The sequence below is a fragment of the Sulfitobacter sp. EhC04 genome, from assembly GCF_001650875.1.
GTDB lineage: Bacteria > Pseudomonadota > Alphaproteobacteria > Rhodobacterales > Rhodobacteraceae > Sulfitobacter.
Genome location: NZ_LXYI01000089.1, coordinates 202,774 through 227,142 on the forward strand (window position 1 = coordinate 202,774; position 24,369 = coordinate 227,142).

Sequence of the window (24,369 nt, forward strand, 5' to 3'; positions counted from 1 at the left end):
TGCATCGTTCACTGGTCAGAGACGATTGGCAAGGTCATCTCTTGCATGGCCAACAGCAGCGCGCGGACTTCTGCGAGGGTATTATAGTGGCAAAGCGAGACACGCACCGCAGCGTCGAGGCCAAGCGGGGTCAGGACATTCCCCGAATAGTGATCTGCGCGGCGAATGTGAGTGCGGATTCCGTCGTCGTTAAGGTTTGCCACGATCTGACCCGCGGGAAGCCGATCAAGCGCAAAACAGACAAGTCCCTCGCGATCCCCATTGTCGGACCCGCCCAGGATCGTGACTCCCGGCAGCGAGGTAAGGCCGGGCAGGTTGCCCAGCCCATACAGCAGGGCATCGGTCAGCGCCTTTTCATGGGCATGGATGCTGGCACCGGCAGCGACGATCCGGCTGCGGGTATCAGTCTTGTCCGACACCTCGCCGCCCAGCCAGTCCAGATAGCGCACAACATCTGAAAACGTGGCATATGCCCCGGTGTCGCGGGTGCCCATTTCCCAATTTCCCTCAGGTCCGCCCGCAAGTGTTTCGATGTCGAGCGCGGTCAGCTTGTCAGAGGCCCAGGCCACGCCGTAACCGTGCCGGGAGAACATCTTGTAGGGAGAGACGACATAGCCGTCGATGTCATAGGCGGCGATGTCGATCTGTCCGTGGCTGGCGTGCTGGATGCCGTCCACGATGATGAAAGCATCCGGTGCCCTGGCGCGGATCGCCTTGGCAATCGCGACCACATCGTTGGCAATGCCGGTCACGGGCGAGGTATGCAGGATCGTCGCGACGCTGACATCATCCCGTAGGATATCGGCATAGGCGGATGCCGTGACCTGGCCGGTTGCGTCGTCATGCGGCACGCTGAGGTATTCAACCCCGGCCTGCTGCGCCCAATGTTGTGCCGCGCTACGCGACGCTGGATGCTCAACCGTTGATCCGATCACCGCGCCGCGGGTCGGGTGACCCATGATCGCGGTCCGTATCAGCCTGAACAGCAGTTCGGTCCCTGATTCCCCGACAAAAAAGCGGCCCGACGTCGCGTTGAAGAAGACGGCCATGTCGGTTCTGGCGTCGGCAATAACCTTGACCAGTGCGGCAGAGGCCGGGTTGTCCCGGCCCTGATTGTCCGGGATCGCGGCGTACTTCGCGGAAGTCTCCACCACGGATTTCAGGGTCAGCGCGCCGCCCGCATTCTCGAAGAAGATGCGCGGCCCCGAGAAGGGGCATGTGTCAACATGTGCAAATCTTTCACGGATTTCATCGCTAAGACGGTCTGAGTGAGGTTTCATGGATTCTTCCTTTGCTGAGCATTGTTTTGAAAGCTCCGCACGGAGGGTGCAAGCGCGCTATTTGCACGAAAGCGCTGTCAGCCCCGAAGAACCGCACTATTTCCCATTGAAATCGGTTTTAAAGGATAATCGCGATGGCGCCACTGATCCGGCATCACCCCAGTGAGAAAGAGTTTGAAGACGCGGCGGAAGAGAAATCGGTCCATGAGGCGGCGGCCTTGTCGCCCCGGATGATCTATGAGGTCATCCGGCGGGATGGTGAAGAGGAGCTGGCCCGCACCAAGAGATCTCTGATCTGGTCGGGCATCGCTGCGGGCATGCTCATCAGCCTGTCGGTACTGGGCGAGGCGATATTCAGGGCGCATCTGCCTGATGTGTCATGGCGGCCACTGCTGGAGAATCTGGGCTATTCGCTTGGCTTTCTGGCCGTGATCATGGGCCGGATGCAATTGTTCACCGAAAATACCATCACGACCGTTCTGCCGATCATGCAGCAAAGGACCGCGCATTCGCTGTTCTGCATGACGCGGCTTTGGACGATTGTGCTGACAGCGAACGTCATCGGGGCCTTTGCGGCGGCGTCTCTGTTCGTCTTTACCTCGGCCATTCCGGACGAGACGATGGCGGCCATCGTGGTTCTTTCGGAACATGCCACGGGGATGGCCGCTTCTGAAAGTTTCTGGCGCGCCATTCCGGCAGGGGTGATTGTTGCACTCATCGTCTGGATGCTGCCGCAGGCGGATGAGGCCGCTTTTTTCCTGATCCTTACGTTCACATGGCTGATTGCTGCGGGTGATTTCACGCATATCGTCGCCGGGTCCGTCGAAATGGCCGTTCTGCTGTTGCGTGGTGAATTGGCTGGCATGCAGGCAATCTTCGGGTTTTTCCTGCCGGTTCTTGCTGGTAACATCATCGGCGGAACGATCATCTTCACCCTTGTCGCATGGGGGCAGGTTCGCGACGATGTTGAGGAAGGATAGATTATGGCAACGCTCAAACTGCCGAGAAGCCCCCGGTTGTATTGGGAGGCATTCAAGGCGAGCCTGAGCCATGTCGCCGAGAACGACCTGTCCCTTGTCTCTGCCGGTGTCGCCTTCTTTGCGATGCTGTCGTTGTTCCCCGCCCTTGCCGCTGTCATCGCCATTCTCGGGCTCATCTCTGACCCGGCGGTTGTCCTGCCGCAGCTTGAGGATATGCGTGGTTTTCTACCCAATGATGTCTATGAAATCATAAATGTTCAGGTCACGTCACTGATCACTGCCAGCAGCGAAACGCTGGGTTGGGCGGGTCTTTTGTCATTGTTCTTTGCCCTCTGGTCAGCGCGGGCGGGCGTCGGCGCAATGATGGTCGGGCTGAACAACGTCTATAAACAACGGAACCGGAACACGGCGTGGCATTATTTGCGGGCGCTTATGCTCACGGTCATGCTGGTTCTGGTCGGGATCGTGGCGTTGCTCGCCCTTGTTGTGACTCCGGTTGTGCTGGCGTTCTTTCCTTTGGGTCCATTCGGGACATGGGTGGTCGAGCTGATCCGGTGGGTCATCGCAATCGCCGTTCTTTTCGCGGGGGTCGGTGTTCTTTATCGGTTCGGTCCAAACCGGAAAGCGGCGCGGTTGCCGTGGCTGTCTGCGGGTGCTGTTCTTGCAGTTGTCGCCTGGGCAATACTGTCTTTTGGCTTTTCCTACTACGTGGCAAATTTCGGCAATTACAATCAGGTATACGGGTCCATCGGTGCGGTCATCGCAATGCTGATCTGGCTGTGGATCTCAAGCTTCCTGGTGTTGTTCGGCGCGTCGCTTAATGCCCAGATCGAGCTGAGGACCAGAGTGGATTCAACCGTCGGTCCATCCCGGCCCAGGGGGCAGCGCGGCGCGGTTGTGGCTGATGAAATCGTGGAAGTTCCCGAATAGATTTAACCTTTGGGATGTCAGATCACATGAGCGGTCTGGGTCGGAGGTTGTTATAGGATGTCATTCCAATTTCAGCCAGTTCATCAGGTTGCATGATGTGCAATGTCCCGTTGCCCCAAGAGACCAGCTGCGCCTCTCGCAGCTTGGCGAGCGTCTTGTTGGTGTGAACAAGCGATAGACCCAAAGCATCGGCAAGATCGCGTTGGGTATAGGGCAAATCCATCTGATTGTTTTCGACCATGCCCAAGGCCAGACCGCGCTGGTACACCTTGATCAGCGCCCAGGCCAGAGATTGCGTGGCGGTGCGCTGGCCCAGGGTCGCGACGGTTTCACCCAGAAAATGCTCCTCGATTGCGGCAAGCCAGGTGATGTCGAAGGCGCGACTCGGATGGGAACGGAAGAAATTCCAGAATTCAGAGCGGTCGAAGACGCACAGCCGCATGCGCGTGCGGGCTTCCACCGAATGTCCCATCTTTCCTAACAGACCCGCCTGAAGACCAATGAATTCTCCGGGGAAAACGAAACTAATCACCTGACGTTCGCCGTTTTCCAGCGTTTTGTCGCGGATGCCCAGGCCCGACAATACCGTGAACAGTTGGGGCGCATTCGACCCTTCCATCAGGATCGGGGTGCCGGGGTCGATGGTCAGTTCTCCGGCTTTGAATTTCTGCATGAAATCAACTTCGTCCGAGGAAAGAGCGATAAAAAGGTCTTTTTGTCTGAGTGGACAATTTTTGCACTTGGTTACCATTTATCACTACCTCTATATGTCATAGCTTAATGCAGCCGTGGTCACTCTGCTGTATGTCGTGGCTTTTAGACCGGAAGTAAGACTGCCATGTATTACCTTGTTTACGAGCGAGACCCCTTTGTTCGCGCGGACATCTGCGAGGCTCTTGCCGCTGAATTTCCAGGCAAGCCAGTTGTGGAATGCGATACCCTCGAAAGCCTGGAACAGGGGTTTGCGGCCTATTCAGATCGGTTGCAGCAGGTCTGCGTCGCCTTTGCGATTTCGGCCGAGGATTCCGAACAGGAACTGGACTGGCTTTCCAGGATGGCACCAACCGGTCGTCTTGTGATCCTCGCGGATGAAAAACCCGCGGATTTTCCGGGAAGTTGCGATACCGTGTACTTGTTCAAACCTTTCAGTACGCATGGACTGATCGCAGCTATCCGCGACGGCCTTTCTGACCAGCCTGCATCCCCGACATGAATGCCAGAATGATCTGATGCAGAGTGCCCTGCAAATCACCGTTCTTGTGTTGCCTTGCCAGTTCCAACCTTTCCAGCTCTCGCCTGGCGGACCGGTTCCTGGCTGAAATCATGCTGATCGTGATCAGACCCGCTCCGAAATAGATCCCGCCGATCACCGTCGCAGCGGTCAGGGCTGTCGATACGGTTGCCAGATAAATCCAGAATGCGGCTGTCAGAAAGCCAAGGCCAACGATAAGCAGCAATGAAGCGCCCAGACCGAGCACGGCAGTTTGCGCGGCCTGGGTAGCTTTCACCTGTGCTTTTTGCGCGAGGTGATCAAACATTCAGCGGCGCGCCGTCAGCAGGCCGATCAGAAACCCGGCACCGGCGGCGATACCTATTGCAGTCGCAGGCTGCGTGCGAATGAAATCCTCTGCCTGCTTTTGCGTTTCCTTGGCCCTTGCCTGCGCTGCGCCGCTCAATTCCGATGCTTTCAACTGTGCGGTGTCACGGACTTCGGTCGCCTTGTTCTGACCGTATGTTCCGATTGTGGAGGTCAGTGATGCGATGTCGTCTTTCAACACCTGCAACTGTTTGGAAAGGTCCTCGACCGTCACATCGCCAGTCTTGTTGTGGATCGCTTTGGTAACGTTCGACATGTCATTACTCCTGTTTGATTTCTTGATCATCTGTCGGGGGATCAACGTCGCGCGCGGCCAATTGTTCCGTGCATATGAGAAAGCCCCGCAATGCTCTGCGGGGCCCTTCAAATTCTCGGCTGTCGAGACGGTCAGGCGTTAAGTGTCTCTGTCGAGGAAAAGAACATGGCCTGCGAAACAGAGGAAACAACCTGCTCTACCGTGTAGGGTTTGGAAATCAGGAAAGCCGGTTCAGGCTTGTCACCGGTTAGCAACCGTTCAGGGAAGGCGGTGATAAAGATCACCGGGCGGGTGCCCATTTCAGTCAGGATGTCATTCACCGCGTCGATGCCCGATGAATTGTCGGCCAGCTGGATGTCCGCCAGAATCAGGTCAGGAGGATCTTTGCGGCCCAATGCAACGGCCTCATTCCGGGTGCGGGCAACGCCGGTGATCCGGTGGCCCATCTCGGCCACGATGCTTTCGATGTCCATTGCGATGATCGCCTCGTCCTCGATGATCATCACCGATCCTGTCGCACTGTCCGCCATTTCACGGCGCGCAATCTCGACAAGTTCTTCCGCTTCTGTCTGCTCAACGCCGATGATCTGCGCGATAGCGGAGAACGAGAAACCCTCGATGGTGTGAAGCAACAGTGCCTCGCGTGAATTATTGGTCAGCGTAGCAAGCCGGACCTGCGCCTTGGCCCGTGCGCCGCTTTCACCTTCTTCGATCGGCGCGCCTGCGCTGGCCCATATGCCGTACAATACCTTGAACAGACCCGTTCTCACATCGGTGCCGTCAAGAACGGACCGGTCTGCCAGAATCGCTTCCAGGGCTGCGGCGGCGAACATATCACCGCTTTGCTGGCTGCCGGTCATCGCGCGGGAAAATCTGCGCAGGTACGGAATGTTTTCTCCCAATTCATCACTGATGTTGCGTGGCTCATTGGCATCACTCATTTCGGCAGTCCTTTATTTAATAATTCTTGGAACCAAACGCGGCGTGCGCTGGTTAAGTTCCAGTGTGGGTATAAAATATCTAAGATGAAGGTTGAAGAACCAGAGGTATGTTTGTGAAAGCTGCGAAAAATGAGGATCGCGAAAGCGTTATCGACGAAAATTTGAAAAAGGTTTTCAACGAGACGCTGGAAGAAGGAATCCCGGATCGATTCAAGGACTTGCTGAGTAAACTGAAGCAGCAAGAGTCCGAGCGCGGTTCCGAAAATGACTGACATGAGCCCTCGCGATGAGTTGGTGGAGCATCTGCCGGCAATGCGTGCTTTTGCAATCAGCCTGACGCGGAACGGGTCGCTGGCTGACGATATGGTGCAGGACACCCTTGTGAAAGCCTGGACAAATATCGAGAAGTTCGAACCGGGAACGAACATGCGTGCGTGGCTCTTTACCATCCTCAGAAACACCTATTATTCTTCTCGCAGAAAATCCAAACGCGAAGTCGCAGATGTCGACGGTGTGTTCACCGAAAGCCTTGCAGAGAAGCCCGCACACGATGGTCACATGCAGATGAATGACTTTCGTAAGGCGCTGGGCAAGCTGAAAGTCGAACAGCGCGAGGCCTTGTTGTTGATCGGTGCGTCCGGTTTCTCTTATGAGGAAGCAGCCCAGATGTGCGGTGTTGCTGTCGGGACAATCAAGAGCCGGGTGAACCGCGCGAGGGCGCAGCTGGCCGAGCTGATGGAACATGGCGAAAACGAGTCGCTTGAAATGACGGACGATGCCACGATGTCCGTTATCTCTGCCTCCAAGGTCGCCAGTTTCTAGCTATGACTTCCGGGTTCTTTTCCGGAAGCCTCCTGAAAGGGCTGGCGGTCAGGGTCCTTTTCTTCCTGTCGCTCGCCCTGATGCCCATCGGACTGATCGCAATTGTCCAGACCTGGGAAATTTCCAAACAAAACCAGACAAGCGCGGAACTGTCCCTGCTGGCGGTGACGGAACAGGCTTCATCGGCCGAGCGGCGCATCCTTCAGGAAGCGTTTGGCGCTGTGGATGCCCTGAGCGCCCTGGTCAGACTGTACCGCGATAATCCTTTGGAATGCAGCGAGTTGTTCCGTGAGTACCGGAACGCCACCCGCAATTACGAAGTTATCGGTTTTGTTCGGGTGGATGGAATGATGGAGTGTTCGTCATCCGGTGGCGTCTATGATCTTTCGGAACGGTCCTGGTTCAAATCTGCCATCGCAAACCCAATCAGGGCCGCAACAACCGTGCGATTCGGTGCGGTGTCACGCAAACCGATCACAGTGGTTCAAGTGCCAGTGTTCGAAAATGACGAACTGATCGGCTTCATGGCAATTTCGATCCCTGCAGATGTCATCGCGTCTGAAGAGGAACCGGAACTGTCCCTCACGCCGCTTGCGATGGTGACCTTCAACGCGAAAGGCGACATTCTGACTTCGGAACGGGGCATGGATGTTTCCGGCGTTGAAATGCCGGAAAATATTTCGTTGTCGGTATTTGCCGGGGCCGACACCAAGGTGTTCTTTGCCGAAAACGCCAAGGCCGTTAACCGCGCCTATGCTGTGCTGCCGATTGTGCCGGATGCCGTCTACGCGATGAGTGTCTGGCCCGAAGACACGCCGTTTCTGCAAATGGACCTGTCAACGCGGCTAAGTACCCTGCTGCCCGTCGCGATGTGGGCCGCGAGCCTGATCGTCGCATTCTGGGCGCTGAACCGGCTGGCGATCCGGCACATCCGCAAACTTGGTCGTCAAATGCGACGTTTCGCGTTAAGCAGGACGTTGCCGCGTGACACGCTTGCCCCTTCCATTCCCACGGAACTGGCAGAGATGGAAACGGCGTTTGTGACGATGGCGGAATCCATCCTGCGCGACGAAGCGACGCTGGAAGACAGCCTGCGGGAAAAGAACATTCTCCTGAAAGAAGTCCACCATAGGGTCAAGAACAACCTTCAGCTTATCTCTTCGATCATGAACATGCAGATCCGGCAGGCCAAGAGCGAGGATGCGCGTTTCGTGTTGAGGCGGCTTCAGGAACGTATCCTGAGTCTCGCGACGGTACACAAGAACCTGTACCAGGATGACAACCTGGTGCGGGTCGATGCCAAGGTGTTGCTGGACGAGGTGATGGGGCAATTGCTGAAAGTCGGTCTGGGGCCGGGCGGGCATGTTAAGGTCACCCAGGATTTCGAGCGGATCAGCATTGATGCCGATGATGCCGCACCGCTGACACTGCTCACGTCAGAGGCCATTACAAATGCATTGAAATACCTTCCGCAGTCTTCGCTCGACGCCCGCCTTGACGCTTCATTGCGGCTGGTCAGCCCCGAAGAGGCAAAGCTGACAGTCACAAATTCGTTGGGTAAGGCACCAATAGCAACAGGCACCGGGCTGGGGTCACGATTGATCGACGCCTTTGCCCGCCAGTTGAATGGTCAGGTAGAGGTTGAACAAACCGAGAGCACATACACGTTGAATGTCACCTTTCACGTCCCGAAAACCGCCAAGCAGGTTTATGATTATTGAATGCGTACGCCGGGCCGGGGTTTTGCGGCAGCCGTGTCCGAGAGGCGTGGAACCAAATGTGCCGTTGTTCAGTTGATCTGGTGACAGAAGCTACTGAAAGGACACAGGATGAATGCTGATCTGTTCCTTGGTGGCTTGGCCGTACTAACCCTGGCGGCGATCGTTATCGTTGCAATGACCTCGGGTGGCTCCACCATCCGCTCTTTCGGGTCAAAGCAGGATCCCGACAACAATTCGCAAAGATAGGGCCGGTCGAGAGACCACCAATCAAAGGAAGAAGGGCGGCGCAGCAAGACGCTGTGTCGCCCTTCCCGAGGTTTCTCAGAAGCTGGGAGGGGTGCAGGCGCTGACCACTTCGCACACCACTGTGCCAATATTCCGGAACCTGTGAGGCAGATGGCTTTCGAAAAGATAGCCATCGCCGACGTTCAAGACTGAGACGTTTCCATCCACCGTCACCTCGATAGATCCCCGGATCACAATTCCTGCTTCTTCACCTTGATGAGAAAGCGATTCCGGTCCGGTGTCCGCGCCGGGTGGATAGGTTTCATGCAGCACTTGCAAGCTGTGGTTCTCGATGTTCCCCAACTGGCGCAGTGAGACCTGGCCAGGCGATGCCGGAGAGACTTCGGTGAACTCTTCGGCTGCGTAGAAGAACTTGGGCTGATTGCTGTTCTCCAGGGTCGAGAAGAATTCGGCCATGCTGATCGGGATGGCGTCCAGCAGGCTTTTCAACGAGGCCACTGACGGGCTGGTTCTGTTCATTTCGATCAGGGAGATCGTACCGTTGGTCAGCCCGGCCCGCGCGGCCAGTTCACGTTGTGACAAGCCGCGCTGTTTGCGGATGGTTTTCAGTTTATGCCCGATGTCCAAGGCAGCACCCCTTAGGCTGTTCAATGCGTTCTGCAAGCACCGGAAATCGGTGTCTGCGACAAGCAAAATCCGGCTCAGATGCCGTTGGCAATCCCTTAATCCGCAAATCTGTGATTGACAATTATATTAAACGGAAGGATAGCAATTTTTAAACGCGGCTGTGCGCGTTTTCAATCGAAAGGATGCTTTTTCAATGTCCGATACCGCTAAGAAACCGCGCCGCAAGGCTGCCCAGAAAAAAACCACGAAGTCCGCTGCATCCGCGCAGGCTGTCGTGAAGAATATCGTTTCCGCCGCTGTTGCGGGCGCGGATGTCACCAACGCCCAGTTGATCGAACGGCGCAATGCTGCCGTGGCACGGGGCGTCGCCTCTGCCGCACCGATCTATGCGCAATACGCCGAAAATGCCGAACTCTGGGATGTGGAGGGCAACCGCTACATTGATTTTGTAGGCGGCATTGGCGTGTTGAACACCGGCCACCGTCACCCCAAGGTGGTTGCGGCTGCCAAGGCCCAGGAAGACCATTATACCCACACGTCCTTTCAGGTCGTGCCCTATGGTCCCTACATCGAACTGGCGGAGAAGCTGAACGCACTTGCCCCCGGCGATGCGCCCAAGAAGACCCTGCTGGTCACCACAGGTGCGGAAGCCGTGGAAAACGCGGTCAAGATCGCGCGCGCGGCCACCGGGCGTCCGGGTGTGATCGCCTTTACCGGTGGTTACCATGGCCGCACGCTGCTGACGCTGGGCATGACCGGCAAGGTCAGCCCCTACAAGAAGGGCGTCGGCCCCTTCCCGGCGGATGTCTTCCGTGCGCCTTTCCCCTCTCTCCGTGACGGGATCACCGTCGAGGATGCGATCACCGGCCTGAAGAACCTGTTCCTGACCGATGCGGAGCCGTCCCGCGTGGCGGCGATCATCATCGAGCCTGTCTTGGGCGAGGGTGGCTATACGCCTGTACCTTTCGAGATGATGCAGCAATTGCGCGATATCTGTGACGAGCATGGTATTCTGCTGATCGCGGACGAGGTGCAGTCGGGCTTTGGCCGGACCGGGACATGGTTTGCAATCGAGCATTCCGGCGTCGTACCGGACCTGATCACTGTGGCGAAGTCCATGGCAGGCGGCTATCCGCTGGCGGGTGTGATCGGCCGTGCCGATGTGATGGACGCCATGGAACCCGGCGGCCTGGGTGGCACCTATGGCGGCAACCCCGTTGCCTGTGCCGCCGCGCTGGCTGCAATCGAAGCGATCGAGGAAGAGGGCTTGCTGGCACGTTCCACGGCGATGGGTGAAACCCTGAAGGCGCGGTTCTCCGAAATCGGTGCGCGCTCTGCACCCTATCGTTTCTGGGACATCCGTGGCCTGGGCGCGATGGTTGCCGTCGAGTTCGTTACAGATTTCGACAGCGCCAAGCCGGATGCGGACTTTACCAAGCGGGTCATCGCACATGCGCTCAAGCGCGGTCTGCTGCTGCTGGGCTGTGGCATGCATGGCAACGCGGTGCGTGTGATGGTGCCTTTGACGGCTTCCGATGCGATTGTCGAGGAAGGTCTGTCGATCTTTGAAGCGGCTGTTCAGGCGGCGGTTTCCGAAGAAGCCTGACCTAAACAGTCTTAGACAGAAACGCGCGCGGATTACCGCGCGCGTTTTGCGTTTGGTGTCGATTTTTTCGAAAAAATCGGTCCGGAATTTTCAAAAATTCCGACCCTTCTAATCAAATGGCGCGAAACTGTCGGCCCGTGCACGGGCCCAGCGCGTCTTGTCCCCGTGATAATCCATCGCGTCGTCATCCAGCAGATAGCCTTCGGGCAGGTAGGCATAGACCTGGCTGCCTTCGACCATGCTTTTGTCGCCCTGCCGCAACATCAAGTGACGGGGCAGGAACGCGCTGGGATGGTTCAGGCCAGCGGCACCGGTCATTTCCGCCAGCGCCTCCATGGTGTTGCGGTGAAACCGGGCAACGCGTTCGCTCTTGTGACCCACGTTAAGCGCGCGCATCCGAGTCTTGTCCTGTGTCGCGACACCGACGGGGCAGTGATTGGTGTGGCAGGCCTGCGCCTGGATGCAGCCGATTGCGAACATGAAACCGCGCCCGGCATTGCACCAGTCCGCCCCCAGGGCCAGTGCGCGCGCGATGTCAAAGGCTGATACGACCTTGCCCGCCGCGCCGACCCTGACCTGATCACGCAAGCCTGCCCCGCGCAGGGTGTTATGGACGAATGTCAGCCCTTCGATCATCGGCATGCCGACGTGGTTGGAAAATTCGACGGGCGCGGCACCGGTGCCACCTTCGGCCCCGTCGACAACGATGAAATCAGGTACGATCCCGGTTTCCAGCATCGCCTTGACCATGCACATGAATTCCCGGCGATGCCCGATGCACAGCTTGAAGCCCACCGGTTTGCCGCCAGACAGGTCCCGCAGCTGTTGCAGGAACTGCATCATCTCGATCGGGGTGTGAAACGCGGAATGGGCGGCGGGAGAGACACAGTCCTTGCCCATCGGCACGCCCCGCGCCTCGGCTATCTCTGGCGTGATCTTGGTGGCAGGCAACATGCCGCCATGACCCGGTTTGGCCCCTTGGCTGAGCTTGAGTTCGATCATCTTGACCTGGTCGAGCGATGCGGTGTCCCGGAACTTTTCCGGGTCAAATGACCCATCCGGGGCGCGGCTGCCGAAATAGCCCGACGCAAGCTGATAGATGAGATCACCGCCGCCTGCCTTGTGGTATTGGCTGACAGAGCCTTCGCCCGTGTCATGAGCGAAATTCCCCAGTTTCGCGCCTGTGTTGAGGGCCTGGATTGCGTTGGCAGAGAGCGATCCGAAGCTCATGGCGGAAATGTTGTAGATCGACGCGGAGTAGTGCTGTTTGCAGGCGCTTCCACCGATGGTGATCCGGAAATCAAAATCCTCTATGTGAACCGGCTGGATGGAGTGGGTGACCCAGGAATAGCCAGCATCGTAAACCCGCTGGCGTGTGCCGAACGGCCGGGCATCTTCCTGCCCTTTGGCGCGCTGATAGACCAGTGATCTGTCATCCCGGCTGAACGGCTCTTCATCCTGATCGGATTCGATCAGGTATTGGCGAATTTCGGGCCGAATCCCTTCGAAGATAAAACGCATGTGTCCCAGGACCGGGTAATTGCGCAAGATCGAATGTCTGGTCTGAATGACATCGTATACGCCCAGGAGGCTCAGCCCGGTGAAAACAAGAAATGGCAAGAGGAACCAACCCGACCAGATCGCGCTCAATACAAGGCTGATGATGGAAAGGATTGCGACCGAGGCCAAAGTGGCAAAGCGGGTGTAGTCCGAAAAATCTGGCATAAATGGGCGCGTCCTGCATGTGCTGATCCGGGGTGACGTCAGTTTCACCGGATTGGAGTTTGGTGCAAGGTCTAGTCTGTGGAAGCATAGGCGTGTGTTTAATATACTAGACAAACCGGCCATTTTTTGACCTTCACTTTAGGCAAGTCACTGGAAATTAGTGAACCTAATCAAGTGGTTTGATAGAATAAGTGCGACTGCGTAATGCCTGCTTGAACCTAATTTCAAACGTGCCTAACGTGGAATGAGATTCCGCTAATCCGTGCTTTCGTCTTTCCTGGGCGCGGATCGGAGCATGGCAATACGCACGCGCCCGGCAATTGCTCAGGGCCGCAACAGATTGCCGAAACGGTACGGTGTCCGCCGAAAACAGGCGGGCGTCGAAACAATAATTAGGGAGTTACTTACATGAATATGTTCAAGATGCTTGCACTTGCCGGGGCCATGGCAGCCGGTACTGCGGCCACAGCACAAGAGAAGTTCATTACCATCGGTACAGGCGGTCAGACCGGTGTTTATTTTGTCGTCGGTCAGTCGATCTGTCGCCTGGTAAACCGCGGCACTGCCGATCACAACCTGAAATGCACCGCGCCTTCCACCGGCGGTTCCATCGCCAACATCAATGCCATCAAGGCGGGTGACATGGACATGGGTGTGGCCCAGTCTGACTGGCAGTTCCACGCCTACAACGGTTCTTCGCAGTTCGAAGGGGACAAGTTCGACAAACTGCGCGCGGTGTTCTCCGTGCATGGTGAGCCGTTCAACGTGATCGCCCGCAACGACAGCGGTATCGCATCCTTTGACGATCTCAAGGGCAAGCGGGTCAACATCGGCAACCCCGGCTCTGGCCAGCGCGCCACGATGGAAGTCGTGATGGATGCGAAAGGCTGGACGCTGGATGACTTTGCACTGGCCTCCGAACTGAAACCGGCAGAACAGGCTGCTGCGCTGGGCGACAACAAGGTCGATGCGATCATCTATACCGTCGGCCATCCCAACGGTTCCATCCAGGAAGCGGTTTCAACCATTGATGCCAGCCTTGTGCCCGTCGAAGGCCCCGAGATCGACAAACTGATCGCGGACAATCCTTACTATGCGGCCGCGACCGTACCGGGTGGCATGTACAAGGGCACCGACAGTGACGTGAGCACCTTTGGTGTGAAGGCGACATTCGTGACTTCCGCCGATGTGGACGACGATGTGGTCTACCAGGTGGTCAAGGCGGTCTTTGACAACTTTGACCGGTTCAAGCGTCTACACCCCGCGTTCGAAAACCTGACCGAAGAAGAGATGATCTCGGGCGGTCTCTCCGCGCCGCTGCATGACGGCGCCGCGAAATACTACAAAGAGCGTGGCTGGATCGAATAAGCCAACCTGTTCCATGCTTTGTCCGGTGGCGGTCCTGATCGCCGCCGGATCGCCCGAAGGGGCATATAACAAGCACCTGCGCAAATGCGGGGCTCAGACAGGGACGATCTAAAATGACCAATAGTGATCAGCAGCAGGCCGCAGCGGTAGAAGCCGCCGCCGATGGCCGTGGTGGATTGAGCCAATCCGAACTGGACGAACTTGTCGCATCCTCTGACACCGGTGGCAGGTCCGTTCGCGGACCGATTGGCACCTTGCTGATGCTGGTCGCTCTGGCATGGTCATTGTTCCAACTCTACATCGCATCGCCATTCGGCCTGTTCAACGACACGCTTGCCCGATCCATCCACCTCGGCTTTGCCGTTTTCCTGGGGATCATGGCGTTTCCGGCAGCGCGGACCAAGTTCCAGATGGCGCTGGGCATCGTCGTGCCGCTGGCACTGGCGGCGCTGTTCATGGTTGCCGCCAAAGATGGTATCGCGACTTGGTGGATTCCGCTTCCGGCGATTGCGGTCGCGGCAACGGTCATTCTTGGCTCTCCCAAGGACCGGGTTCCGATCTGGGAATGGGCGCTTGCGATCATCGGCGCGCTGGCTGCATTGTATCTGTTCCTGTTCTACCGTGACATCGCCAACCGCGTCGGCGCACCGATCATGCAGGACTATGTGGTGGCTGTCATTGGCATCCTGATCCTGCTGGAGGCGACCCGTCGCGCATTGGGCCCGGCCCTGATGATCGTTGCTTCGGTCTTCCTGCTTTATACGGTTCTGGGGCCAAACATGCCCTCGATCATCGCGCACAAGGGCAACAGCCTGTCCGAGATCGTGAACCACCAATGGATCACCACCGAAGGTGTGTTTGGCATCGCGCTGGGTGTTTCGACATCATTCGTGTTCCTGTTCGTGCTGTTCGGCTCCTTGCTGGACCGTGCCGGGGCGGGCAACTACTTTATCCAGGTGGCGTTCAGCCTGATGGGCCATATGAAGGGCGGACCGGCCAAGGCCGCTGTTGTTGCCTCTGCCATGACGGGTCTGATCTCTGGTTCGTCCATCGCCAATGTGGTGACGACCGGCACATTCACCATCCCCCTGATGAAGAAGGTCGGGTTCAGTTCTGAAAAGGCGGGCGCGGTCGAAGTTGCCTCCTCGGTCAATGGTCAGATCATGCCGCCGGTCATGGGGGCTGCGGCCTTCCTAATGGTCGAATATGTCGGCATCCCCTATTTCGATGTGGTCAAACATGCCTTTCTGCCGGCGGTGATTTCCTACATCGCGCTGGTCTATATCGTGCATCTTGAGGCGCTCAAGGCCGGCATGCAGGGCCTGCCGCGTGCCTATACGCCCAAGCCCATCGTGCAGCGCCTGATCGGCATGGCCTTTGCCATCGCAGCGATCTGTGTTCTGTCTTTTGTGGTTTACTACGGCATGGGCTGGATCCGCCCCGCCTTCCCGGAAACGGCTTCCTACATCATCTTTGCCTTCCTCACGATTGTCTATGTCGCGCTGCTGTATGTGGCGAGCAAGGAAGAACCGCTGAAACTGGACGACCCGAACGACGAGGTTACGTCACTGCCCTTGCCGGGCCCGACCGCGCGGTCCGGCCTGCATTTCATCCTGCCGGTTGTCGTGCTGGTCTGGGCGCTGATGGTGGACCGTCTGTCGCCGGGCCTGTCGGCCTTCTGGGCTTCGGCCTACATGATCTTCATCCTGCTGACCCAGCGTCCGCTGATGGCGATTTTCCGCGGCGAGAGCAAACTGGCAACCGACATCAAGGATGGCTTCCTGGACCTGATCGACGGTCTGGTCACAGGCGCGCGCAACATGATCGGGATCGGCATCGCCACGGCGACGGCAGGTATCATCGTGGGCGCGGTCAGCCAGACCGGCGTGGGGTCCGCCCTTGCCGATGTGGTCGAAGTGCTGTCGGGCGGTAACATCCTCGCCATTCTGGCGCTGACGGCTGTGCTGTCGCTGATCCTGGGGATGGGCCTGCCGACCACGGCGAACTATATCGTGGTGTCGGCACTGCTGGCGCCGGTGATCGTGACGCTGGGCCAGCAGAACGGGCTGATCGTGCCGCTGATCGCCGTGCACCTGTTCGTCTTCTACTTCGGGATCATGGCGGATGTGACGCCGCCTGTCGGCCTTGCGTCCTTTGCCGCTGCGGCGGTGTCGGGCGGAGATCCGATCAAGACCGGCGTGGTGGCGTTCTTCTATTCGCTGCGCACGGCGGCGCTGCCCTTCCTGTTTATTTTCAACACCGAACTGCTGTTGATCAATGTCGGTTGGGGGCAGGGTATATTCGTCTTTGTTGTGGCCACTGTCGCGATGCTGCTGTTCGCGGCGGCGACGCAGGGCTGGTTCCTGGCGAAGAACCGCTTTTACGAGACCATCGCGCTGCTGCTGGTCGCCTTTACGCTGTTCCGTCCGGGTTTCTGGATGGACATGGTATCGCCGCCCTATGATGAGGTCGCGCCGTCCGAGATCACGCAGGCTGCCGCCGACACGATGCCGGGGAACGATCTGCGCCTGCGGGTTGCGGGGGTCAACGACCTGGGCGATCCCATCGAATTCGTGGCAATCCTGCCAATTGGGGAAGGCGCGACAGGTGAGGAAAAGCTGGAAACCTCGGGTCTGGTGTTCCGCGAGGACGGCGACAAGATGATCATTGACGACGTAGCTTTCGACAGCCCTGCACAAAATGCCGGTCTGGATTGGGACCAGGAGGTGCTGCGCGTGCTCAAGCCGGTTTCGCAACCAACGAAGTACCTGATGTTCATCCCCGCCCTGTTGCTGCTGGCGCTGGTGGTCTTTCTGCAGCGGGGCCGCAACGGTCGCCCCGCGCGCGAGCCTCAGGCGGCCTGACCGTCATTCCGGCACAGCGGTCATATCGGCCTGATCAGGGCGAATCAAGCAGGCGCAACTTCGCCTGTTTCCCTTCCCCTTTTATGGGCGTAAGGGACGTGCAATCCGGTGTTATCAAGGGCGCCTCCAAGCCCTCGCACCGCCTTTCACGGAGTGACAAGTTATGACCCCATTCGCAATTGCCGGCGTACAAATGTACGTCAATGCGCTGCAATCGAACGTCGATGGCATGATCCAGCGGCTCGACATCCTGATGGCGCGGTTCCCTTGGACCCAGATGGTGCTGTTTTCTGAACTTGCCCCCTTTGGTCCGCTGGACCGCTTTGCACTGCCGCCTGAAAACGAGACCATCGGCAAGTTCCAGGAAGCCGCGAAAAAGCACCGGGTCTGGCTGATACCGGGTTCCATGTTCCTCAAGAATCCGGAAGACGGTCGCGTCTACAATACATCTGTGGTCATCAACCCTGAAGGCGAGGTGATCCGCCGCTATGCCAAGATGTTCCCGTTCAGGCCCTATGAGACAGGTATCGCCGCTGGCACTGAGTTCTGTGTGTTCGATGTGCCGGACGTGGGCCGTTTCGGCCTGTCGATCTGCTATGACATGTGGTTCCCGGAAACCACGCGCCAGCTGACCAGCCAGGGCGTCGAGGTGCTGTTGCACCCGGTACTTACCGGCACGACCGACCGCGATGCTGAACTGGCGATCGCGCGGGCGACGGCGGCGCAGTTTCAATGCTATATCTTTGACGTGAACGGTCTGGGCGCGGGCGGTGTGGGCAAATCCTGCGTGGTCGATCCGACCTCCATGGTGCTGCACCAGTCGGCGGGGCAAGAAGACATGTTCCCGATCGAAGTGGACCTGTCCATGGTACGTCGTCAACGCGAGACGGGCATGAAAGGGCTGGGCCAGGTGTTGAAGTCCTTCCGCGACCGGTCCACCGATTTCTCTGTCTATGACCGCACCAGTGGCACGGATGCTTATCTGCAAACGCTCGGCCCGCTTGAAATCCCGCATCAGGGCACAAGGGCGGGGTTGCATGTCGATGTACCGGCCCAGCGTGTGCCAGAGGCTCCGACCTTCAAGGGGCAGGATTCAATGTCTGCCTTTTCTCACACACCGGGCGGTTTCGCACCCGAGCCGATGCCGAACCCAACTGCCGGAACCGCTATTCCTGCCACTGAATCACAAATCCCCGCGGCAACTGCCGGGGGGGTGCCGAACCCGCCTGTCAAACCTGGCATTCTGACCGGGACTGAAGAAACATCCAGCGGGTAAACCGCCACACGTTTGCCCTGGCGCTTCGGTGCCGGGGCGGAATGTCGTTGGTGACCCCGCTACAACGGAGAACACAATGCATTCCTTGAACGATTATTCCTCGGCGATCCAAATGCGCTCTGATCGGTGGAGCGCATTGAGAGAGGCGACATCCGCCCTCACGCGCGACCCCAAGCCCGCCGAAAAGAACAAGCTGACCAAGACCGCCAAAGAACTGTTTGAGTCATTGGCGATGATCGAAGCCTACTGGGCCTTTCCGGGCATGGCGGCATTCGAGCACATGCGCAGGCAGTTCGAGCATGAAAAATTCGAAGATGTCGCATTTGCGATCAATCGGGTGACCCGCGCGCTGACCACCGGGGCCTACAGGCGGCGGCACATCCCGTTGGAACGTGACAGCATCGACCAGGATGAACATGATGACGAGGCCATGTTGCCGCCAGAAGCGCGTGCGATGGCCAAGCCATATTTCGAGGTCCTGATCGTCGACAACGTGAACGAGCATCAGGAACGCTGGCTCAAGGCGAACATGACCCGCATGCGGCGCAGCGAAGACCCGTTTATCTATGAGGCGGTTGTCGTGCCAAGCATCGAGGATGCGCTGATTGCGGTGATGTTCAACCACAACATTCAAGCCATCGTCGTGCGTCCCGGTCTGACCCTGAAATCGTCGATGGACCTGCAAATCCTGACGCGCTACCTGGCCCGCGCGGGCGGACGCAAGGAAATCAGCGCGCTGTCACCCGAGGTCTATGGCCCCGAGTTGTGCCGGATGATTGCCAAGGTGCGCCCGGAGCTGGATGCCTATCTGGTCACCGAGCGTTCGGTCGAGGACATCGCCGGACTGGATCTGGGGATTTGTCGCCGGGTCTTCTACAACCAGGAAGACTTCATGGAGTTGCACCTGAACATCCTGCGGGGTGTTCAGTCGCGTAACAAATCGCCATTCTTCACAGCCCTTGTCGAATACTCCAAGCAACCCACCGGCGTGTTCCACGCCATGCCGATCAGCCGGGGTAAATCCATTTCCCGGTCGCACTGGATTCAGGACATGGGGGCCTTTTACGGGCCGAACATTTTCCTGGCGGAAACCTCTGCCACGTCGGGCGGGCTGGACAGCCTGCTGGAACCCCACGGCCCGATCAAGGAAGCGCAAGAGCTTGCCGCGCGGGCATTCGGGTCGAAACAGACCTTTTTTGCCACCAACGGCACATCGACCTGTAACAAGATCGTGGTGCAGGCGCTGATCAAGCCGGGTGACATCGTTCTGGTCGACCGCGACTGCCACAAGTCGCACCATTACGGCATGGTGCTTGCGGGCGCGCAGGTCTGCTATCTGGACAGCTATCCGCTGAACCAATATTCGATGTACGGTGCTGTGCCGCTGCATGACATCAAGAAACAACTGCTTGACCTGAAGGCAGCGGGCAAGCTGGACAAGGTGCGGATGCTGCTGTTGACCAACTGCACCTTCGACGGGCTGGTCTATAATGTCGAACGGGTGATGGAGGAATGTCTGGCAATCAAGCCCGACCTGATCTTCCTCTGGGACGAGGCATGGTTCGCCTTTGCCCGCTTCAGCCCGACCTACCGGCAGCGGACCGCCATGAATGCGGCGAACTCCCTGCGTGAAAAGCTGCGTTCGGACGAGCACGCGCAATTGTACGAAGCCCAGCAGGCAAAGCTGGAAAAAGCCGATGCCGAGAAACTGCTGAACACCCGCCTGCTCCCGCCACCCAATGCGCGGGTAAGGGCCTATGCCACGCAGTCAACGCACAAGACGCTGACCTCTCTGCGGCAAGGGTCGATGATTCACGTCAACGATCAGGACTTCAAGGGTGAGGTGGAGCAGTCATTCCACGAGGCCTATATGACCCATACGTCGACCTCGCCCAACTACCAGATCATCGCCTCACTGGACGTAGGCAGGCGACAGGTGGAACTGGAAGGCTTCGAATTCGTGCAGCGACAGGTTGAAGCGGCAATGTCGATGCGCCGGGCGATTTCTGAACATCCCCTATTGTCGAAATATTTCAAGATTCTGACGGCCGGTGACATGATCCCGGAAGCGCATCGCGAAAGTGGCGTGACCAGCTATTTCGACACCCAGCAAGGCTGGACCGATATGTGGGATTGCTGGGAGAACGACGAGTTCGCCCTCGACCCAACGCGCGTGACCCTGGCCGTTGGCGGCACGGGCTGGGACGGTGACACGTTCAAGACCGAGATCCTGATGGATAAATACGGCATCCAGATCAACAAGACCTCGCGCAATACCGTGTTGTTCATGACCAACATCGGCACCACACGGTCTTCTGTCGCCTATCTGATCGAGGTTCTGGTCGAGATCGCCAAAAGCCTGGATGAGCGTCTGGATGATGCCAGCCGGATGGAGCGCCTGTCCTTTGACAAGCGGGTCACCAACCTGATGGAGCATTACCCGCCGCTGCCGGATTTCAGCCGTTTCCACGACGCTTTCCGCGCCGCTCAGGACACGCCGGAAGGGGATATCCGCACGGCGTACTATCTTAGCTACGACGATGAGAACTGCGACTACCTTGAGCTTGACGGCTCTCTCAAGGACGCGATGAAAGAGGGCAAGACGCTGGTCTCTGCCAGCTTTATCATCCCCTATCCACCGGGTTTCCCGATCCTTGTCCCCGGACAGGTGATCTCGGAGGAAATCCTTGATTTCATGCGCGCTTTGGATGTCAGCGAAATCCATGGCTACCGGCCCGATCTGGGCCTGCGCGTGTTTACCCAAAAGGCATTGGATGGCGTCAGCGCCAACCGGCTTGCTGCAACTTCGGACTAAGGAAAAGGACCAATACCATGGCTACTATTCTCAAGAATATCTCAGAAATCCGCCGGTTCTTTCACCGGAACGAAGACCCCATCTATTTCATCTCGGCGACGAATTTCAACCTTCTGGGGCTGGATGAATGGGTGAAGAATTTCAAATATATCTGCTACATCGACTGCTACGGCGGCAAGCACCCCAACGTGTTCTGCCCGTCAGAGCAGCCGCATGCGGAATTCCAGTCCATCGAGGATATCAACAACTACCTGTTGCAGCACAAGGAAGTCATCGACTTCATCAAGCGGCGCGGCGGCAAGCCCAAGTTCGTGTTTCTGATGTTCGATGAAGAGACAGAGCGCCTTTCAAAGGAGTTGGGCGCAACCGTGTGGTTCCCCAAAGCCAAACTGCGCCAGAGCATGGACAACAAGATCGAAACCGTCCGCATCGGCAACAAGGCGGGTGTGCCGTCGGTGCCCAATGCCCTGTCGGAGGTCAAGGATTACGACCATCTCAAGAAGATCTGCGAGAAGGAAAACCTCGGCCACGACCTTGTCTTGCAATCGGCCTTTGGCGACAGCGGGCATACGACGTTCTTCATCAAGTCCGAAGCCGATTTCCGCCGCCACGAATCCGAGATCGTGGGCGAGGGCGAGATCAAGATCATGAAGCGGATCGACTGCCGGGGGGCGGCGATCGAGGCTTGCGCGACAAAGGAAGGCACAATTGTCGGGCCGCTGATGACCGAACTGGTGGGGTTCAAGGAACTGACGCCCTATCGCGGTGGCTGGTGCGGCAACGAGATTTTGGCAACGGCGTTCCCGCCGAAAGTGCGCGAAAAGGCGCGTGAGCTAACCTTCAAGTTCGGTGAACAGCTGCGCAAGGAAGGCTATCGCGGATATTTCGAGCTTGATTTTCTAATCGACAAAAAGACCGGCGACCTTTGGTTGGGCGAGTTGAACCCGCGCATCACCGGCGCGTCCTCCATGACCAACCACGCGGCGTTTGCCCATGCGGATGCGCCTTTGTTCCTGTTCCACCTGCTTGAGTTCTCCAAGAAGAAATTCGACCTCGATGTGGACGAGTTGAACAGCCGCTGGGCCGACCCGGAGATGATCGACGGCTGGTCCCAGATGGTGATCAAGCACACCGACGACAGTGTGGACATCTGCACTACGTCCCCGGAAACCGGCATCTACAAGATGCTGGAAGACGGGCGCGTGGTCTTTGACCGCTTCGACTATCACCGGCGCGCCGTTGAATCGGAGAACGAAGCCTTCTTCCTACGCATCCTGCAACCCGGCGATTATCGCTATGAAGGGGCCGACATCGGCATCCTGGTGACACGTGGCCGGTCGATGACCAAAAGTTTCCAGTTGAACGAGCGTGCGAAAAAGTGGATTCACGGGATCAAGAGCGGCGTGGACGGCAAACCCCTGCCAACCGCCCAGGCCGGTCCGGAACTGTCGGACCCGGCGTTCAAGATCCTCTGATGTAACTTTCACCGCCGAAAGGTTGCGATGTACTGGCGTGCACTTGATATTGAAACGCCCGGATCGAAGTGGTCCGGGCTTTTCGCCGAATATTGGCCCGACTATCGCAAGTGGTGGCTCAAGGAAGGTGCGTCCGCCCGGCCGACCTATTCGGAGTGTCGGCGTGCCCTGGGCGAGCATATGCCCGAGATGCTGCCGCTTTACGACGATCTTTGCGCGCTTGCGGGCGGCGGCGACAATGCCGCGCGGTTCTTGAGCTTCTACAACCCGCCACCCTACCTTTCGGGCTGTTCGCAGGCGATCTGGGCGGGCAGGGAACCGGTCATGGTGCGCAACTATGACTACAACCCAAATGCCTTTGACCAATTGGTGCTGCGGACCAACTGGCAGGGGCGCAGGGTCATGGGCACCTCGGACGGGCTTTGGGGGCTGGTGGATGGTGTGAACGATGCCGGGCTGGCAATTTCGCTTACCTTCGGTGGGCGGCGGATTGTTGGGAAGGGGTTCGGCGTGCCGCTGATCCTGCGCTATGTGCTGCAGACCTGTTCAACCACCGAAGAGGCGACGGCGGTTCTGGCGCGGGTGCCCACGCACATGAGCTATAATGTGACGGTGCTGGACAAGAAGCGGAAGTATGCGACCGCGATGATGGGCCCGGACCGTGAGGCGCTGATCACCCACGCAGCTGTGGCAACGAACCATCAGGAGAACGTGGAGTGGGTCAGCCATGCCAGGTTCACCGCAACGGTCGAACGCGAGCGGTTCCTGCTGCAAAGGCTCCGGCTGCACAAGGACCCGGAAGAAAAATTCATCAATGCCTTCCTGAAACCGCCGCTTTACTCGACGGCATTCAATGCCGGGTTTGGCACGCTTTACACGGCGGTCTACCGCCCCCGAAAGCGCGAAATGGAACTGCGCTGGCCCGGCACGACCTGGGCGTTGTCGCTGAGTGACTTCACCGAAGGCGCGCGCGAGGTGCTGGTGCCGGGTGCCGCGTGAAGCGCCGAACAGAGCGCGGTTCATCCCTGTGACATAAGGCGCAGATCGCGCGTCCAGGCCAAAAATGGCCCCGCTCAGCGTTGAGCGGGGCCATCTTCTTTGGGGCCATACTGGGCGATCCGATGGGCTACGCAGCTTTGCGCTCGTGTTTGCCTTCCTCGATCTCTTCGACGATTTTGGCGACGAAGGCGTCCAGATCACCGGGCTGACGGCTGGTCACGATACCTTGGTCGGCAACAACCTCGCTGTCTTCCCAAAGCGCACCCGCGTTCTTCATATCGGTGGAGATCGACGCATAGGATGTTGCCTTGCGGCCTTCGATGATACCGGCCTCGATCAGCAGCCAGGGCGCGTGGCAGACGGCGGCAACAACCTTGCCGGCGTCGGCGAAGTCACGGATCATTTTCACGGCGTCCTTATTAACGCGCAGCAGATCGGGGTTGATCTGACCGCCGGGCAGGACAATCGCATCGTAGGTGTGGATGTCCACGTCCGCCAGGGCAAGATCGGCGGGGACGGTATTACCCCAATCATCGGTGTCCCAACCTTTGATGTCATTGCCGTCCGGTGTCGATACATGGACCGTGGCACCCTTGGCCCGCAGGTCAGTCAGCGGTTTCTCCAGTTCGGATTGCTCAAAGCCGTTGGTGGCGAGGATCAGGATGGTTGCGTTATTTATCTGTGTCATCTGGTGTCTCCTTGGTTGCATGGAGTTTCACCGTGAAAACGCCTGCGACTGCCGGTTGTTCCACCATGCCGCAGGGTCAGCAGGAAACCGCGGTACGCATGTGATCCGAAAATAGGCGTGTAATGCAGCCAAACCTTCCTATATCAATCGCTT

22 protein-coding genes are annotated in these 24,369 nt (G+C 58.1%); 14 read left to right on the forward strand and 8 right to left on the reverse strand.

Annotated elements, in window-relative coordinates:
- Window positions 1-8 precede the first annotated feature (8 nt).
- Window positions 9-1,280 (reverse strand): aminotransferase class V-fold PLP-dependent enzyme, encoded by a 1,272-nt coding sequence (locus tag A8B82_RS22585; RefSeq protein WP_067297755.1) that lies wholly within the window; start codon window positions 1,278-1,280, stop codon window positions 9-11.
- A gap of 134 nt (window positions 1,281-1,414) precedes the next feature.
- Between A8B82_RS22585 and A8B82_RS22590 the strand changes: the two genes are divergently transcribed.
- Together A8B82_RS22590 and A8B82_RS22595 are read left to right on the forward strand one after the other, a co-directional pair.
- Complete coding sequence (locus A8B82_RS22590) at window positions 1,415-2,260, forward strand: formate/nitrite transporter family protein (protein ID WP_067297760.1); 846 nt, start codon at window positions 1,415-1,417, stop codon at window positions 2,258-2,260.
- Window positions 2,261-2,263: 3 nt separating this feature from the next.
- On the forward strand, window positions 2,264-3,190 hold the full coding sequence (locus A8B82_RS22595) for a YihY/virulence factor BrkB family protein (RefSeq protein WP_067297762.1): 927 nt from the start codon (window positions 2,264-2,266) through the stop codon (window positions 3,188-3,190).
- Between the two features lie 22 nt (window positions 3,191-3,212).
- Here the strand turns inward: A8B82_RS22595 and A8B82_RS22600 are convergent, their stop codons facing one another.
- Window positions 3,213-3,941, reverse strand: coding sequence for a Crp/Fnr family transcriptional regulator (locus A8B82_RS22600; protein WP_067297765.1), 729 nt, complete (start codon window positions 3,939-3,941; stop codon window positions 3,213-3,215).
- An 87-nt stretch (window positions 3,942-4,028) separates the two neighbouring features.
- On the opposite strand from A8B82_RS22600, the gene A8B82_RS22605 reads away from it, so the two are divergent.
- A complete protein-coding gene (locus A8B82_RS22605) occupies window positions 4,029-4,403 on the forward strand; it encodes a hypothetical protein (protein ID WP_067297768.1) in 375 nt (124 codons plus the stop codon).
- Here the strand turns inward: A8B82_RS22605 and A8B82_RS22610 are convergent.
- From A8B82_RS22610 to A8B82_RS22620, 3 genes are all read right to left on the reverse strand, one after another.
- The gene (locus A8B82_RS22610) at window positions 4,360-4,728 is read right to left on the reverse strand and encodes a phage holin family protein (protein WP_067297770.1); all 369 of its coding nucleotides are present in this window, start codon (window positions 4,726-4,728) and stop codon (window positions 4,360-4,362) included. The two genes, A8B82_RS22605 and A8B82_RS22610, sit on opposite strands and share 44 nt — an antisense overlap.
- The gene (locus A8B82_RS22615; protein WP_067297773.1) at window positions 4,729-5,043 is read right to left on the reverse strand and encodes a DUF883 family protein; all 315 of its coding nucleotides are present in this window, start codon (window positions 5,041-5,043) and stop codon (window positions 4,729-4,731) included. It abuts the gene before it with no gap.
- A 131-nt stretch (window positions 5,044-5,174) separates the two neighbouring features.
- Entirely contained in the window at window positions 5,175-5,984 is an 810-nt protein-coding gene (locus A8B82_RS22620) for a response regulator (RefSeq protein WP_067297776.1), read from the reverse strand.
- A 107-nt stretch (window positions 5,985-6,091) separates the two neighbouring features.
- Here A8B82_RS22620 and A8B82_RS22625 point away from each other — a divergent pair, with 107 nt between their 5' ends.
- The 4 genes from A8B82_RS22625 (at window position 6,092) to A8B82_RS24290 (ending at window position 8,773) form a co-directional block, all read left to right on the forward strand.
- A complete protein-coding gene (locus tag A8B82_RS22625) occupies window positions 6,092-6,256 on the forward strand; it encodes a NepR family anti-sigma factor (RefSeq protein WP_201120889.1) in 165 nt (54 codons plus the stop codon).
- Window positions 6,249-6,806: an RNA polymerase sigma factor gene (locus tag A8B82_RS22630; protein WP_067297778.1), complete on the forward strand. Its 558-nt coding sequence runs from the start codon at window positions 6,249-6,251 to the stop codon at window positions 6,804-6,806. The genes A8B82_RS22625 and A8B82_RS22630 overlap by 8 nt, the downstream gene beginning before the upstream one ends.
- 2 nt (window positions 6,807-6,808) lie before the next feature.
- A complete protein-coding gene (locus A8B82_RS22635; protein WP_067297781.1) occupies window positions 6,809-8,527 on the forward strand; it encodes a sensor histidine kinase in 1,719 nt (572 codons plus the stop codon).
- A gap of 108 nt (window positions 8,528-8,635) precedes the next feature.
- Window positions 8,636-8,773, forward strand: a complete 138-nt coding sequence (locus A8B82_RS24290; protein WP_161489500.1) for a hypothetical protein — start codon at window positions 8,636-8,638, stop codon at window positions 8,771-8,773.
- Window positions 8,774-8,848: 75 nt separating this feature from the next.
- On the opposite strand, the gene A8B82_RS22640 is transcribed toward A8B82_RS24290, so the two are convergent.
- Entirely contained in the window at window positions 8,849-9,400 is a 552-nt protein-coding gene (locus A8B82_RS22640) for a cupin domain-containing protein (RefSeq protein WP_067297783.1), read from the reverse strand.
- Between the two features lie 193 nt (window positions 9,401-9,593).
- Between A8B82_RS22640 and gabT the strand changes: the two genes are divergently transcribed.
- On the forward strand, window positions 9,594-11,006 hold the full coding sequence (gene gabT, locus A8B82_RS22645; RefSeq protein ID WP_082899435.1) for a 4-aminobutyrate--2-oxoglutarate transaminase: 1,413 nt from the start codon (window positions 9,594-9,596) through the stop codon (window positions 11,004-11,006).
- Window positions 11,007-11,114: 108 nt separating this feature from the next.
- On the opposite strand, the gene A8B82_RS22650 is transcribed toward gabT, so the two are convergent.
- Window positions 11,115-12,731, reverse strand: a complete 1,617-nt coding sequence (locus A8B82_RS22650; protein ID WP_067297785.1) for an FMN-binding glutamate synthase family protein — start codon at window positions 12,729-12,731, stop codon at window positions 11,115-11,117.
- A 408-nt stretch (window positions 12,732-13,139) separates the two neighbouring features.
- Between A8B82_RS22650 and A8B82_RS22655 the strand changes: the two genes are divergently transcribed.
- From A8B82_RS22655 to A8B82_RS22680, 6 genes are all read left to right on the forward strand, one after another.
- Window positions 13,140-14,099 carry a TAXI family TRAP transporter solute-binding subunit gene (locus A8B82_RS22655; RefSeq protein WP_067297791.1) on the forward strand — a complete coding sequence of 320 codons (960 nt, stop codon included), beginning with the start codon at window positions 13,140-13,142 and terminating at the stop codon, window positions 14,097-14,099.
- Between the two features lie 113 nt (window positions 14,100-14,212).
- On the forward strand, window positions 14,213-16,963 hold the full coding sequence (locus A8B82_RS22660; RefSeq protein ID WP_067297794.1) for a TRAP transporter permease: 2,751 nt from the start codon (window positions 14,213-14,215) through the stop codon (window positions 16,961-16,963).
- A gap of 163 nt (window positions 16,964-17,126) precedes the next feature.
- On the forward strand, window positions 17,127-18,239 hold the full coding sequence (locus tag A8B82_RS22665; protein WP_067297798.1) for a carbon-nitrogen hydrolase family protein: 1,113 nt from the start codon (window positions 17,127-17,129) through the stop codon (window positions 18,237-18,239).
- Between the two features lie 76 nt (window positions 18,240-18,315).
- The gene (locus tag A8B82_RS22670; protein ID WP_067297799.1) at window positions 18,316-21,054 is read left to right on the forward strand and encodes an aminotransferase class I/II-fold pyridoxal phosphate-dependent enzyme; all 2,739 of its coding nucleotides are present in this window, start codon (window positions 18,316-18,318) and stop codon (window positions 21,052-21,054) included.
- A 17-nt stretch (window positions 21,055-21,071) separates the two neighbouring features.
- Complete coding sequence (locus tag A8B82_RS22675) at window positions 21,072-22,529, forward strand: biotin carboxylase (protein WP_067297801.1); 1,458 nt, start codon at window positions 21,072-21,074, stop codon at window positions 22,527-22,529.
- Window positions 22,530-22,556: 27 nt separating this feature from the next.
- On the forward strand, window positions 22,557-23,528 hold the full coding sequence (locus tag A8B82_RS22680) for a C45 family autoproteolytic acyltransferase/hydolase (RefSeq protein WP_067297807.1): 972 nt from the start codon (window positions 22,557-22,559) through the stop codon (window positions 23,526-23,528).
- A 127-nt stretch (window positions 23,529-23,655) separates the two neighbouring features.
- Here the strand turns inward: A8B82_RS22680 and A8B82_RS22685 are convergent, their stop codons facing one another.
- The gene (locus A8B82_RS22685) at window positions 23,656-24,216 is read right to left on the reverse strand and encodes a type 1 glutamine amidotransferase domain-containing protein (protein WP_067297810.1); all 561 of its coding nucleotides are present in this window, start codon (window positions 24,214-24,216) and stop codon (window positions 23,656-23,658) included.
- Between the last annotated feature and the right edge of the window lie 153 nt (window positions 24,217-24,369).